11 protein-coding genes are annotated in these 13,249 nt (G+C 71.5%); 5 read left to right on the top strand and 6 right to left on the bottom strand.

What is annotated here, in order from left to right:
- Nucleotides 1–8: 8 nt before the first annotated feature.
- From INP57_RS17050 to crtI, 3 genes are all read left to right on the top strand, one after another.
- A complete protein-coding gene (locus INP57_RS17050) occupies nt 9–671 on the top strand; it encodes a DUF3153 domain-containing protein (protein WP_200071238.1) in 663 nt (220 codons plus the stop codon).
- Nucleotides 672–841: 170 nt separating this feature from the next.
- A complete protein-coding gene (locus INP57_RS17045) occupies nt 842–1,918 on the top strand; it encodes a polyprenyl synthetase family protein (RefSeq protein WP_200071499.1) in 1,077 nt (358 codons plus the stop codon).
- Nucleotides 1,918–3,378, top strand: a complete 1,461-nt coding sequence (crtI, locus tag INP57_RS17040; protein ID WP_200071237.1) for a phytoene desaturase family protein — start codon at nt 1,918–1,920, stop codon at nt 3,376–3,378. Before INP57_RS17045 ends, crtI begins: the two co-directional genes overlap by 1 nt.
- 223 nt (nt 3,379–3,601) lie before the next feature.
- Here crtI and INP57_RS17035 read toward each other — a convergent pair whose 3' ends face one another.
- The gene (locus INP57_RS17035) at nt 3,602–4,207 is read right to left on the bottom strand and encodes a VanZ family protein (RefSeq protein ID WP_307850125.1); all 606 of its coding nucleotides are present in this window, start codon (nt 4,205–4,207) and stop codon (nt 3,602–3,604) included.
- Nucleotides 4,208–4,573: 366 nt separating this feature from the next.
- Complete coding sequence (locus INP57_RS17030; protein WP_200071236.1) at nt 4,574–4,939, bottom strand: Rv2175c family DNA-binding protein; 366 nt, start codon at nt 4,937–4,939, stop codon at nt 4,574–4,576.
- 191 nt (nt 4,940–5,130) lie between these two features.
- Between INP57_RS17030 and pknB the strand changes: the two genes are divergently transcribed.
- Together pknB and mptB are read left to right on the top strand one after the other, a co-directional pair.
- Nucleotides 5,131–7,167, top strand: a complete 2,037-nt coding sequence (pknB, locus tag INP57_RS17025) for a Stk1 family PASTA domain-containing Ser/Thr kinase (protein ID WP_233627750.1) — start codon at nt 5,131–5,133, stop codon at nt 7,165–7,167.
- A 95-nt stretch (nt 7,168–7,262) separates the two neighbouring features.
- The gene (gene mptB, locus INP57_RS17020) at nt 7,263–8,942 is read left to right on the top strand and encodes a polyprenol phosphomannose-dependent alpha 1,6 mannosyltransferase MptB (protein WP_200071235.1); all 1,680 of its coding nucleotides are present in this window, start codon (nt 7,263–7,265) and stop codon (nt 8,940–8,942) included.
- Here the strand turns inward: mptB and INP57_RS17015 are convergent.
- From INP57_RS17015 to INP57_RS17000, 4 genes are all read right to left on the bottom strand, one after another.
- Complete coding sequence (locus INP57_RS17015) at nt 8,873–9,871, bottom strand: zinc-dependent alcohol dehydrogenase family protein (RefSeq protein ID WP_200071234.1); 999 nt, start codon at nt 9,869–9,871, stop codon at nt 8,873–8,875. The genes mptB and INP57_RS17015 overlap by 70 nt on opposite strands.
- 272 nt (nt 9,872–10,143) lie before the next feature.
- The gene (locus tag INP57_RS17010; protein WP_200071233.1) at nt 10,144–10,962 is read right to left on the bottom strand and encodes a carbohydrate ABC transporter permease; all 819 of its coding nucleotides are present in this window, start codon (nt 10,960–10,962) and stop codon (nt 10,144–10,146) included.
- Entirely contained in the window at nt 10,959–11,882 is a 924-nt protein-coding gene (locus tag INP57_RS17005; RefSeq protein WP_200071232.1) for a carbohydrate ABC transporter permease, read from the bottom strand. Before INP57_RS17005 ends, INP57_RS17010 begins: the two co-directional genes overlap by 4 nt.
- On the bottom strand, nt 11,879–13,240 hold the full coding sequence (locus tag INP57_RS17000; RefSeq protein WP_200071496.1) for an ABC transporter substrate-binding protein: 1,362 nt from the start codon (nt 13,238–13,240) through the stop codon (nt 11,879–11,881). Before INP57_RS17000 ends, INP57_RS17005 begins: the two co-directional genes overlap by 4 nt.
- Between the last annotated feature and the right edge of the window lie 9 nt (nt 13,241–13,249).

Genomic DNA, 13,249 nt, shown 5'->3' with positions numbered 1-13,249 from the left:
TCGCCGGGGTGAAGCCCTGCCACGGTTCCCGCGCCGCACTCGCCGCCCTGATCGCGCTGGTCGCCGCACTGCTCGGCGGCTGCTTGCACGCCGACACCTCGATCTCGCTGTCCGAGGACGACACCGCCTCCGGCGAACTGCTGCTCACCACCGAAACGGCGGACGGGAAGGTGCCGTTCGACCTGCGCCCGCCGGAACACATGGCCGACCGGGTGCAGGTGGCGCCGTACAACGAGGGGAACCGGGTCGGATCCCGGTTGACGTTCAAGGATCTGGATTTCGACGAGCTCCAGGAGCTCAGCAACGCGCTGAGCCCGTCGGAGTCGCGCTACCGGCTGCACCTGGAGCGGACCGGTTCGCTGGTCGAGCTCAGCGGCTCGCTGGACCTGACCCCGCTGGCCGACACCGACTCGTCGGTGCGCATCGAGCTGACCGCGCCCGGCGAGGTCACCACCACCAACGGCAGGGAGAGTTCCGGGGTCGTCACCTGGTCACCGGAGCCCGGTGAGGTCACCCAGCTCAACGCGACCTTCCAGTACGCGGGCTCGGGCGCCGGCGCGTGGACGGTGTGGGCGCTGGTCATGGGCGCGCTGGCGCTCGGCGCCGTGCTGGTGATCACCCGGCTCGCGCAGCGCGAGCACGAGCACGAGACGGCCGGGACCAGCGCGTAGGTGATCGGCCGGAGCCCGGACCCGTTCGCGGTGCGTGCGCGGCCGTCACGGAAGATGGGGCCGTGCCCATCAAGGAACCCACCACGCAGGAACATCCCGGCAACGTCGAAGAAGTCACCGCCGAGGAGGCGGACCGCTCCCGCAGCGAGGACACGACGATCGAGGACACCGTGGACGCCGACTTCCCCGGACGGGTGCGGGACACCTTGGCCGACTACCTGGCGGGCCGCCAGGAAGAATGCGCCCGGCTCGACCCCGGATTCGCCGAGGCCGCCGGTGAGCTGCGCAGGTTCGTGCTGGGCGGCGGCAAGCGCATTCGGCCGACGTTCGCGTGGTGGGCGTGGCAGGCAGCGGGCGGCGACCCGGACGGGCCGGAAGCCGACGCCGTGCTGCGCGCCGCGAGCGCGCTGGAACTCATCCAGGGTTGCGCGCTGGTGCACGACGACCTGATCGACGAGTCCGACACGCGCCGCGGCAACCCGACGGTGCACCGCCGGTTCTCCGATGCGCACGACGAAAAGGGCTGGCGCGGCGGGTCCGGGCAGTTCGGCATGAGCGCGGCGGTGCTGCTCGGCGACCTCGCGCTGGCGTGGGCCGACGACATGCTGCACGCCTCCGGCCTGCCCACCGACTCGCTGCAGCGGGCGATGCGGCCGTGGCGCGCGATGCGCACCGAGATGCTGGCCGGGCAGTACCTCGACGTGTTCAGCCAGGTCCGCGGCGACGAATCGGCCGAGGCCGCGTTGCAGGTCGCGGAGCTGAAGTCCGCCTCCTACACGGTGGCGCGCCCGTTGCAGCTCGGCGCGGAGATCGCGGGCGCCGACGAGGCGACGCTGGCCGCGCTGGAGAGCTTCGGCCACGACGTCGGGGTGGCGTTCCAGCTGCGCGACGATCTGCTCGGCGTGTTCGGCGACCCGGAGGTCACCGGCAAGCCCGCCGGGGACGACCTGCGCGAGGGCAAGCGCACCCTGCTGATCGCGGAAGCCTTGGAGGCGGCCCGCGCGCAGAACGACGAGCGGGCGATCCGGCGGCTGCGCTCGGTGCTCGGCGACCCGGACGCGGGCGAGGAGGAGATCGACGCGGCGCGGGCGGTGCTGCGGCGGCTCGATGCGGTGACGGCCGTGGAGCACCGGATCTCGAAGCTGACCACCTCGGCGATCTCGACGCTGCGCTCGGTGGAACTGGCCGAACCGGCGGCGACGCGGCTGGGCGATCTCGCCGTGGCCGTGACGGACCGGACGCACTGATGCACCGCGTGCCGGGCGCCACCGACCGCGTCGTCGTGGTCGGTGCGGGCCTGGCCGGGTTGTCCGCCGCGCTGCACCTGGCCGGTGCGGGACGCGCGGTCACCGTCGTGGAACGCGAGCAGGTGCCGGGTGGCCGCGCCGGGCTGCTGGAGTTCGACGGCTACCGCGTCGACACCGGTCCGACGGTGCTGACCATGCCGGAGCTGGCCGACGAGGCGCTCTCCGCGGTCGGCGACTCCCTGCACGAGCGGCTCGAACTGCTCCCGCTGCATCCGGCGTACCGGGCGCTGTTCGCCGACGGTTCGGCCTTGGACGTGCACACCGACGGCGCGGCGATGGAGCAGGAGGTCCGCGACTTCGCCGGTGCGCGGGAAGCTGCCGGATACCGGCGGCTGCGGCGGTGGTTGACCGAGGTGTACGAGGCCGAGATGGGCCGGTTCATCGACGCGAACTTCGACTCCCCGCTGAGCCTGGCCACCCCGGAGCTGGCCAAGCTCGCCGCGCTCGGCGGCTTCGGGCGGCTGGGGCCCGCGATCGGCCGGTTCCTGCGCGACGAGCGGCTGCGCCGGGTGTTCTCCTTCCAGGCGTTGTACGCCGGGCTGGACCCGCGCCGGGCGTTGGCGCTGTACGCGGTGATCTCCTACATGGATACCGTCGGCGGGGTGTGGTTCCCGCGCGGCGGGATGCACGCGCTGCCCTCGGCGCTGGCCGCGGCCGCCGCCGACGCCGGCGTGGAGTTCCGCTACGGCGCCGAGGTGGACGCGCTGGAGCGGCGCGGTGGCCGGGTGGCCGCGGTGCACGCCGGTGGGCAGCGGCTCGACGCGGACGCGGTGGTGCTGACCACGGATCCGCCGGTCGCGCACCGGCTGCTCGGGTCCCGGCCGCGGCGGTTGCGGTGGTCGCCATCGGCGGTCGTGGTGCACGCGGGCACGACGCGGAGCTGGCCGGGAACCGCGCACCACACGATCTCGTTCGGCGGCGCCTGGGAGGGCACCTTCACCGAGATCATCCGGCGCGGCAGGCTGATGAGCGATCCGTCGTTGCTGGTCACGCGCCCGACCGCGAGCGATCCGGGGCTGGCTCCCGAAGGGCGCGAACTGCACTACGTGCTCGCGCCGTGTCCGAACCTGAGCACGTCCGGCTTCGACTGGGAACGGATCGGGCCCGCCTACCGGGACGAGCTGTTCGCGACCTTGCAGGCCCGCGGCTTCACCGGGTTCGCCGACTCGGTCGAGGCGCACCGGGTGGTGACGCCGCTGGATTGGGCGGCCCAGGGGCACGCCGCGGGCACGCCGTTCTCCGCCGCGCACACCTTCGCGCAGACCGGGCCGTTCCGGCCGCGCAACCTGCTGCGGGATCCGGAGAACGTGGTGCTGGCCGGGTCGGGCACGACACCGGGCGTGGGGGTTCCGCCGGTGCTGGTTTCCGGGAAACTGGCCGCGCGGCGCATCACCGGGTGAACTCGGACACCATTCCGCAGTTGGCGCCGCGGCCTATCACAGGACTTTCACGGATTTCCCTGGTTTTCTGCTCCGGCCGCGGCGAATTGCGACCGATGCGTTGAGTGCACGGCGCGCGACGCACCGTGGGGAAAGCGAATGGATGAACTGTCGGGCATCTGTTGAAAACGGCAACGCCGGGAAACCGCGGGAGCGGCGCGGGACGCATTCCGCGAATTCGAGCTCAGCGGGCGTATTGCGGGCGCAGCGCGTGCCGCGGACGACTCCGCATCTCAGGCCGGGCGGCGGCGAGGGCGCGCGGGAGCTCGCCCCACCACGGGCGGGTCAGCACCGCACCGAGCACGGCGCCTGCGGTGTTCAGCAGCACGTCGTCCGCCGAGACGACCCGCCCGGTGAGCACGGTGTACTGCAAGAACTCGATCCCGCAGGTCACCGCCAGCGCACCGGCCAGCACCCGGCCCCAGCCGCCGAACCCGGCGAAGCGGACCGGCGCCAGCGCACCGAACGGCGCCAGCAGCAGCAGATTCCCCAGCAGTTGCAGCCACGGCAGCACATCACCCGGGCTGGCCTGCAGCGCGACGCCGAGGTCGTTGCCCGGCACCACCCGCACCTCGACCCCGGCGGCGGGCTGCGGGGCGGCGACCAGGAATCCCACCAGGAACACCGAGTACAGCAGAACAGCGTCCGCGACCGACACGAACAATGCGGGAACGACGGTGAAACGACGGCTGCGCATTATCACGGCGAACACCGTGCCGACAACAGCGAGAACCAGGTAGAACGACGCTGCCGGGACGAGTGCCTGCCAAACCGTGGCGATCGGGCGCACCGTTTTCAAACCCCCTTGCGGCCGCGCCCGATCACTACGCGACACGCAGAAGCGGGCGCAGCGATGCGGAACCAGTTCGACCCACATTGAAACAGGTCCGAGTGACATCACGTTTCAATCTCGGGGCGCAGCAGGTGAACCGAGCCCGAAATCGGACCGCGCAGCGCCCCGACGCGGCCGCAGGGAGAGCTCCCCGAACACGGCGACTGCCCTGCGAATACGACGGTGCCGGGCCGCCGCTGGGCGACCCGGCACCGGGTTGAACGATTTCCTGCTGTGTCGTTGCTCTCCGGTCGCCGCGCTGCGCCCGAGCCCGTCCCGCGCGGAGACCTGGGCCACTCGGTCGGGCCGCCGACCGGAGGGGTACTAGAAGCCCATCGCCTGCGCCCTCCGCTTGACCTCGCGCCCCCGATCACCGCGCAACGAGTCGATCGGGGTTCCCGGCAACGTGTCGTCGGCGGTGAACAGCCAGCGCAGAATCTCGTCCTCGTTGTAGCCGGCGTCGCGGAGCAGGGTGATCGTTCCACCCAGCCCCTTCACGACCGCGGTTTCGGCGAGGAACGCCTCCGGCACGCCGAGCACGCCCTCGCGGCGCATGGCGAGCAGGTGTCCGTCACGGATCATTTGGTGCACCCGGGTCTCCGGCAGCCCCAGTCGCTCTGCGACATCGGGCAGCGGGGTCATCTCCACATCGGGAGCAAGCACATCCGGGGCAGCAGGGATAGCACTCACCTGGCCCACGATGCCACAGGCGAGGCGGCACAGGCGTGCCCCGGAAGGGTCAATCTGGGTCTTGAGCGCATGGTAGCGGGCCGCCGCGGCCGTACCGCGGGCGGCCCTCGGCACCGGTCGGCGGTGGCGCCGATGCGCCCTGGAACAATCGTCGCGGGAAAGTGCGACACGACCGGCGGTTGGCGGAGGCCATGACTCCTGGAACACGACCCGAGCGCGGCTCCGAGCTGCTCGGGGCCATGCTGGAGCGCCGCTACCGGGTCGACTCGGTCATCGCGCACGGCGGCATGTCGGTGGTCTACCGCGGGCTGGACACCCGGCTGGACCGGCCGGTGGCGCTGAAGGTGATGGACTCGCACTACTCGGCGAACCCGTCGTTCGTGCACCGCTTCGAGCTGGAGGCCCGCTCGGCGGCCAAGCTGCACCACCCCGACGTCGTCGCCGTCTACGACCAGGGCGTGGACCACGAGATCGACGGCGACCACGTCTACCTGGTGATGCAGCTGGTTGAGGGCTGCACGCTGCGGGACCTGCTGCAGGACCGCGGCGCCCTGCCGCTGCCGCTGGCGGTGAGCGTGCTGCGCCCGGCGCTGTCGGCGCTGGCCGCCGCGCACCGCGAGGGCATGGTGCACCGCGACATCAAGCCGGAGAACGTGCTGATCGGGCTGGACGGCTCGGTCAAGGTCGCCGACTTCGGGCTGGTGCGGGCGACCGCTTCGGCGGGCACCACCACGGGCAACGTCATCCTCGGCACCGTGGCCTACCTGTCGCCGGAGGCGGTCACCACCGGCGACGCCGACGCGCGCACCGACGTGTATTCGGCCGGGGTCGTGCTCTACGAGCTGCTCACCGGCCAGCCGCCGTACACCGGCGACACCGCGCTTTCGGTGGCCTACAGCCACGTGAACTCCGACGTCCCGCCGCCCGGTGAGCTGGCGCCGGAGCTGCCGCCGGCGATCGACGACCTGGTGCTGCGCGCGACCCGGCGGGACCCGGCGGGCCGCCCGCCGGACGCCGCTGCGTTCCTGGCCGAGCTGGACCGGATCAGCTCCGAGCTGGGGCTGGCGCAGGTCCCGGTCCCGGTGCCGAGTTCGCAGCAGCGCACGCAGCAGATGGCGGCCGAGGACGGTCCGGGTGACGGCGGCCCGCCGACCGACCGGATCGCGCCGATCACCGAGGCGTCCGTGCCGGACCCGGCGTTCCCGGTTCCGCACGCAGCCGCCCAGGACGCCGGTCCGCGCGGCACGCGCGCGCTGGCGCGCCCGTCCGACGAGGAGCAGACCAGCGAACTCGCCGCGATCGGCCCATCACCCGCCGAACGGCACGAAGCTCGCAGGCGCCGGGGCGGCCGGGCCTTCGCGCTGTGGACGCTGACGATCCTGGTGATCGCCGGGCTGCTCGGCGGCACGGCGTGGTGGCTCGGCAACGGCCGCTACATCCAGGTGCCGCGGGTGACCGGTGAGACCGAGCAGGTCGCGACGCAGGTGCTGCGCGGCGCCGACCTCACCGCCGAAGTCACCAGGCAGCTCGACGACAACGCCCCGGCTGGCACGGTGATCAGCTCCACGCCGGAGCAGGGCGCGCAGATCCTCAGCGGCGACTCGGTGCAGCTGGTGGTCTCGCTCGGGAAGCCGAAGGTGCCGGAGATCGCCGCGGGCACCGGGCTGGAGCAGGCGCAGAGCGCGGTGCGCGAGGCCAAGTTGCGGCCGGTGCACGACACCTCGGCCGACGAGTACCACCCGTCGATCCCCGAGGGCTCGGTGATCCGCGTCGACCCGGCCGCGGGCACCCAGCTGCCCATCAGCTCCGAAGTGCGGCTGGTGGTGAGCAAGGGGCCGCAGCCGGTGCAGGTGCCGGACGTGACCGGCGCGGGCAAGGACGAAGCGTTCGCCGCGCTGCAAGCCGCGGGCTTCGAGCCGTACGAGGCGGGCAAGCAGTTCGACCCGAACGTGGAAGCCGACCACGTGATCACCACCGACCCGTCCGCGGGCACGACCGTGGAACTGTCCGGCAAGCCGCGGATCGGCGTGGTCGTCTCGAACGCGGTGACCGTGCCCGACCTCAACGGCACGCAGGCCGAGCAGGCCCAGCAGCAGCTGGCGTCGATGGGCCTGCAATTGCAGGTGCAGTCGTTCTTCCAACGCCCGAACGCGCTGATCCTGGGCCAGTTCCCGCTGGCGGGCAGCAAGGTCGAACCGGGCTCCACGGTGCGCGCGACCGCGCTGTGAGCCGCTGACCGGCGGTGCGTTTCTGATCACTGCCCGGTCGGCCCGGCGTGGCCGCGGCAGCGGTTCCGGCACCGTGTGCAAACATGGTGCGCACGATGCCCTCGAGCCCTCCGACCCGAGCGGGCACCGCGGACGAGCCCAGCACGGGTGAGCCGGGTGCCGCACCCCGAGATCCCTCCGGTGATCGACGCACCGGCGGTGCCGGGCACGCGGATGCGAGCACTCGACGGTTACCGGTGCGCACGGTGCTGCTGGGCGCGCTCGGTTCGTTGTTGCTGCTGGCAGGCTCGTTCGGCGGTGCCGGGGTGCTGGTGCACGATCCGGTGCTCAGCTCCGGGCCGCTCTCGGCGATGCGCTACGGGCACGGCCGGGACATGGCGCTGGCGGTCCTCTACAGCGGTTTCGGCGTGCTGGTGTGGGCGTGGGTGCGGCTGGGGCGCGGAGTGCTCGCGGGACTGGTCGGTTCGCGCGGAGTGCTGCTGGCGACCGCAGCGTGGATCGCGCCGATGCTCATCGCGCCGCCGCTGTTCACCAGGGACGTCTACAGCTACCTCGGCCAGGGTTTGCTGGCGCTGCACGGCATGGACCCCTACGGCGTGGGGCCTTCGGCGCTGATCGGTCCGATCCCGGACAACGTGCACCCCACCTGGCAGACCACGCCGGCGCCGTACGGACCGCTGTTCATGGGCATCGCCAAGGGCGTCATCCTGCTCGCGGGCGAAGGCATGATCTCCAGCGTCATCGTGATGCGGCTGGTGCTGCTGTGCGGCCTGGCGATGTTGATCTTCGCGTTGCCCGGGTTGGTGGCCGAGCTCGGGGGCAGGCTGCCGGTCGCGCTGTGGCTCGTGGCGGCCAGCCCGATGACGGTGGTGCACCTGGTCGGCGGCCCGCACAACGACATGCTGATGATCGGGCTGCTGGCGCTGGGCGTGCTGCTGGCGCTGCGCGGGCGGCACGCCGCAGGCGTTGCGCTGCTGACGTTGGCGATGTCGATCAAAGCGACGGCCGGTGTGGCGTTGCCGTTCCTGGTGTGGATCTGGGCGGCGCGGCTGCCGGGGAATCGCAGGCAGCGCTTGGTGCGGGCCGGTGCGGCTTCGGTCGCGGTGTTCGTGCCGGTGTTCGCCGCGACGATGGCGCTGGCCAAGGTCGGTTTCGGGTGGCTGCCCGCGCTGTCGGCACCCGGCATGATCGTGAACTACCTGTCCGCACCGACCGGGCTGGGCCAGGCCGTGCACGGCGTCGTCGCGATGTTCGCCGAGGTGGACCGGGGACCGTTCGTCGAGACCGGGCGCACGCTGGGTTCGCTGGTGCTGGCGGCGCTGCTGGCCCGGTTGTGGTGGCGGGCCCGCGACGGCGGCACGAACGCGGTCCGCTGCGCCGCGCTCGCGCTGCTGGCCGCGGCCGCGCTCTCACCCGTGGTGCTTCCGTGGTACTTGACCTGGGGCTTGGCGTTGGGCTGCGCATTGCCGTGGAGCCCGCGTGCGCTGTCGTACGTGGTGGGGGCGTCGGTGGCGCTGGTGCTGGCCTACTACCCGGACGGCGAGCAGGCGATGTACAACTTGCCGTTCGTGGCGGTCGGTGTGGGTGCGGCCTTGCTCGCGGCGCTGTCGCTGCAGCGGTTCGACCCGCTCGGGCTCGGCCGGTGCCGGACTGTGCCGGGCGGGCGCGCCGGGCCGCCCGGCCGCGGGGACCGGGCGGCGGCAGATCACGCCGAGGGCAGCACCTGCGTCTTGAGCCCGGTTCCGGAGCGGAACTCCTCCAACGCGGTCGAGTAGTCCGCCAGCCCGGCGGTCGTGGTGACCAGCGAACCGGCATCGACCGCCCCGGCCACCAGCAGATCCCGCGCGCGGTCGAAGCTGTTGTGCACGGCCATCGACCCGACGATGGTGATCTCCTCGTTGTAGACCCGGAACGGGGAGAACTGCGCGCTCGCCTTCGCATCGGCCACGCCGAACTGCAGGAACGTGCCCGCCTTGCGAACCCGCGTGAGCCCGTCCTCGATCGCGGCGATCACACCGGTGGCGTCCACGACCAGGTCCCAGCCGTCCGGGTTGCCCAGCTGCTCCGCTTCGGTGGCCACCGCGTCGGCGCCCATCGACTCGGCCACGGTCAACCGGTCCTGCCTGCGGTCCACCATGGACAGCGACCGCACCCCGGCCCGCTTGAGCAGCTGCGCCAGCAGCAGCCCCATCGTGCCCGCGCCGTAGACGAGCACCTCGTCGGTGAGGTCGTGCGGGACCTTGTCCAGCCCGTGCACCGCGCAGGACAGCGGCTCGATCAGCGCCGCAGAGGTCGCCGGAGTGCCCTCCGGCAGCGGGTAGCACTTCTTGGCCTGCACCTGCACGTACTCGGCGGCGCCCCCCGGCGAGGTGATGCCCACCGCCCGCCACGGCTCGCAAAGGTTGCCCTTGCCCGCCCGGCAGTACCGGCATTCCCCGCACGGCAGCGACGGCTCGACCGCCACCAGATCGCCCTCGGCGAGCCTGGTGACCTCGCCGCCCGCGGCCACCACGCGCCCGGCCAGCTCATGACCGGGCGTGATCGGGTAGCTCACCACCGGCAGTTCCCCGTCGACCAGGTGCAGATCGGTTCCGCACAGGCCGCAGGCGTCCACCGCCACCACGACATCGTTGGGGCCCGGTGCCGGATCCGGCACCTCGGTCACGGTCGGCTGACCGGGACCTTCCACGACGACCGCACGCATCCCGGCCATCCTTTCCTGTTGCCTCTCCCCGGACGGGCGTCGTGCCGCCCGTCCGCTCACGTCCGCGCCCGAATCGGCGCGCAGGTGAGCGGACCGCCGGGCCGTGCGCGGCCGAGCGGTCCGCTCGGAAATCGATCACCGGGCTGGGGCCGGGACCGAAGTGTCGATGCCTGTCCTGGCAGCTGCGCGTGCCGCGGATGCGGGGCTCTGCGAGCGCCGTCCTGCGAAGCGTCCTCTCGCGCGGACGACTGCGACGCTGCGCAGGGCTTCGATCATTTCAGCGCGCCCATGGACAGGCCGCGCACCAGCTGCCGCTGCGCGATCCAACCGACGATGACCACCGGCAGCACCGCCAGCGTCGCCGCCGCCGACAGCCGCGCCCAGTACAGGCCCTCGCTGGTGATGAACCCGACCAGGAACACCGGCACCGTCGGCGCGTTGATCGCGGTGAGGTTCACCGCGAAGAAGAACTCGTTCCACGCGAAGATCGCGCAGATCAGCGCGGTCGCGGCGATGCCGGGGGCCACCATCGGCAGCAGCACCTTGGTGAGCTCGGTGCGCAGCCCGGCGCCGTCGACCTTCGCGGCCTCCAACACCTCGCCGGGCACTTCCTGGAAGAACGAGCGCATCATCCACACCGCGATGGGCAGGTTCATGCCGGAGTACAGCAGCACCAGCGCCCACACGTTGTCCAGCAGGTGCAGCTGCTGAGCGGCCACGAAGATCGGCACGATCGCCGCGACGACCGGCAGCATCTTGGTGGAGATGAAGAAGAACAACGCGTCCTTGGTGCCCTTCACCGGCCGGATGGACAGCGCGTAGGCCGCGGGCACGGCCAGCGCCACCACCAGCAGGCACGAGATCACCGTGGCGATCAGCGAGTTCACCAGGTACGGCCCGAGCCCGCCGTCGAAGACCAGCTTGTACTGGTCGAGGGTGGGGGCGAACAAGAACTTCGGGTCGTCGGTGTAGGCGTCGCCCTCCTGCTTGAACGAGGTGAGCACCATCCAGAACACCGGGAACACGAACAGGATCCCCAGCGCCCACGCGAGGACCGTCAGCGCGGCCCCACCGGCCGATCGGCGTTTCATTCCGCAGCCTCCTTGCCGGAAATGGCGGTGAAGATCGCGCGCAGCGCGAAGGTCGCGACGATGATCGTCAGCACCACCACGACGACACCGAGCGCAGCGGCCTGACCGACGTCGAAGCCCTGGAAGACCCGCTGGTAGAGGTAGTACGGCAGGTTGGTGGTGGCGATGCCCGGACCGCCCTGGGTCATCATGAAGATCTCGTCGAAGGTGTTCACCACGTAGATCGAACCCAGCAGCCCGGCCAGCTGGATGTAGCGGCGCAGGAACGGCAGCGTCATGAACCGGAACGTCTGCCAGCCGCTGGCGCCGTCCATCCGCGCGGCCTCGAGCACGTCCCGCGGCTGGCTCTGCAGCCCGGCGAGCACGATCAGCATCATGAACGGCGTCCACCGCCACACCAGCGCGGCCAGCACCGAGACCATCGGGTGCTCGCCGACCCAGTCGATGCCGCCGAGCCCGATCGGCCCGAGCACGGCGTCCACCAGCCCGTAGGTCGGGTTCAACATGCTGGTCTTCCACAGCAGCGCGGAAGCCACCGGCATGATCAGGAACGGCGTGATCAGCATGGTGCGCACCACGCCGCGACCGAAGAACGGCCGGTCCAGCAGCAGCGCGAGCCCGACCCCGAGGGCCAGCGAAACCAGCACGCAGCCCACGGTCACGATGATCGTGTTCAGCGCGGCGGTGTAGAACTCGCTGTCGGTGAACACGTCGACGTAGTTGGACAGCCCGATGAAGCCCCACGAGCCGGGGCGCAGCAGGTTCCACGAGTGCAGCGAGTAGAAGATCGTCGCCAGGAACGGGGCCTGCGTGATGATGATGGTGAAGATCAGCGCGGGCAGCAGCGGTCCGCGGCGCGCCCACTTCTCCTTGCGGCCGAGGGTGATCCCCTTCGCCGCGGTCGGTTCAGCAGTGGTCATGGCCGGTAGCTCTCCCCCACGGTCTCGGCGTAGCCCTGGGATTGCTCCAGCGCTTCGTCCACGGACTTGCTCCCGGCGATGGCCGCGGACATCTGCTGGCTCACGCGGGTGCCCAGGTCGACGAACTCGGGGATGCGCACGAACTGCAAGCCCTGGTACGGCGTGGGCTGCGAGCTCGGCCGGGTCTGGTCGGCCTGGCTGATGCCGCGCAGCGTCGGCTGCGCGAAGGCGGCCGCGGCCTGCTGGTACTGCGGCATCTGGTAGGTCGAGCGGCGGCTGCCGGGCGGCAGGTTCTGCCAGCCGAGGCGTTCACCGACGGTCTTGAGGTACTGCTTCGACGTCGCCCAGGAGATGAAGTTCCAGGCGTCGTCGGGTCGTTCGGCCGTCTTCGGGACCGCCAGCGACCAGGTGTAGAGCCAGCTCGCCCGCTTGCCGCCGGGGCCGGTGGGGGCGTTGGCGTAGCCGACCTTGCCGGGCACGTTGCTCTCCTGCGGGTCCTCCAAGGTGCCCGCCGACGACGTCGAGTCGAACATCATCGCCGCGTTGCCCTGGCCGAACTCGGTGAGGCATTCGGAGAAGCCGGTGCTGGACGCGCCGGGCTCGCCGTAGTCGCGCACCAGGTCGGTGTAGAAGTGCGCCGCATCGCGCACCTGCGGCGAGGTCAGCTGGGCGTTGAACTGCGGGTCGAACCAGCGACCGCCGAAGGAGTTGATCATGGTGTTCAGCGGGGCCATCACCTCGCCCCAGCCGGGCAGCCCGCGCAGGCAGATCCCGGCGCGCCCGCCTTCGCCCTGATCGAGCTTGGCCGCCATGTCGCGGACCTGCTGCCAGGTCGGATTCTCCGGCATCCTCAGCCCGGCTTGGGCGAACAGGTCCTTGCGGTAGTTCAGCAGCGCCGTCTCGCCGTAGAACGGGGCCGCGTACATGTGCCCCCGGTAGGACAGCGAGTCCCGGATGGACGGGATGAAGTCGTCCTTGTCGTAGCCCGCAGTCGCGTCCATCCGCGGCTCCAGGTCGTGCAGCCAGCCGTTGGCCGCCCAGATCGGCGTCTCGTAGTTGCTGACCATGACGACGTCGAACTGGCCGCTGCCGGTGGCCACCGACTGGGTGATCTTGTCGCGTGCCTGGTTCTCCGGCAGCGAGATGAACCGCAGCCGCAGCTCCGGGTGCAGGCGCTCGAACTCCCCGGCGAGCTCCTGCATGTCCTCCATCTGCGGGTTGGACACCACGGCCACCCGCAGCACCCGGCGCCCGTCGCCGGAACCGATCGCCCCCGCCCCCGTGCAACCGGCGGTGAGCAGCACTGACGCGAACAGGGCGACCAGCGCCCACCATCTCCGGCCGAGTCGCATCGGCATCCCTTTCTG

Source organism: Saccharopolyspora galaxeae (assembly GCF_016526145.1).
Taxonomy (GTDB): Bacteria; Actinomycetota; Actinomycetes; order Mycobacteriales; family Pseudonocardiaceae; genus Saccharopolyspora_C; species Saccharopolyspora_C galaxeae.
Note: the sequence above shows the minus strand (reverse complement) of the source record. Positions and strands in the feature narration are given on the sequence as shown.

What these genes read in the sequence shown, in the direction of transcription:
- INP57_RS17000 (WP_200071496.1), bottom strand. Translation starts at nt 13,240, where the DNA reads ATGCCGATGCGACTCGGCCGGAGATGGTGGGCGCTGGTCGCCCTGTTC.
- crtI (WP_200071237.1), top strand. Translation starts at nt 1,918, where the DNA reads ATGCACCGCGTGCCGGGCGCCACCGACCGCGTCGTCGTGGTCGGTGCG.
- mptB (WP_200071235.1), top strand. Translation starts at nt 7,263, where the DNA reads ATGCCCTCGAGCCCTCCGACCCGAGCGGGCACCGCGGACGAGCCCAGC.
- INP57_RS17005 (WP_200071232.1), bottom strand. Translation starts at nt 11,882, where the DNA reads ATGACCACTGCTGAACCGACCGCGGCGAAGGGGATCACCCTCGGCCGC.
- INP57_RS17010 (WP_200071233.1), bottom strand. Translation starts at nt 10,962, where the DNA reads ATGAAACGCCGATCGGCCGGTGGGGCCGCGCTGACGGTCCTCGCGTGG.
- INP57_RS17015 (WP_200071234.1), bottom strand. Translation starts at nt 9,871, where the DNA reads ATGCGTGCGGTCGTCGTGGAAGGTCCCGGTCAGCCGACCGTGACCGAG.
- pknB (WP_233627750.1), top strand. Translation starts at nt 5,131, where the DNA reads ATGACTCCTGGAACACGACCCGAGCGCGGCTCCGAGCTGCTCGGGGCC.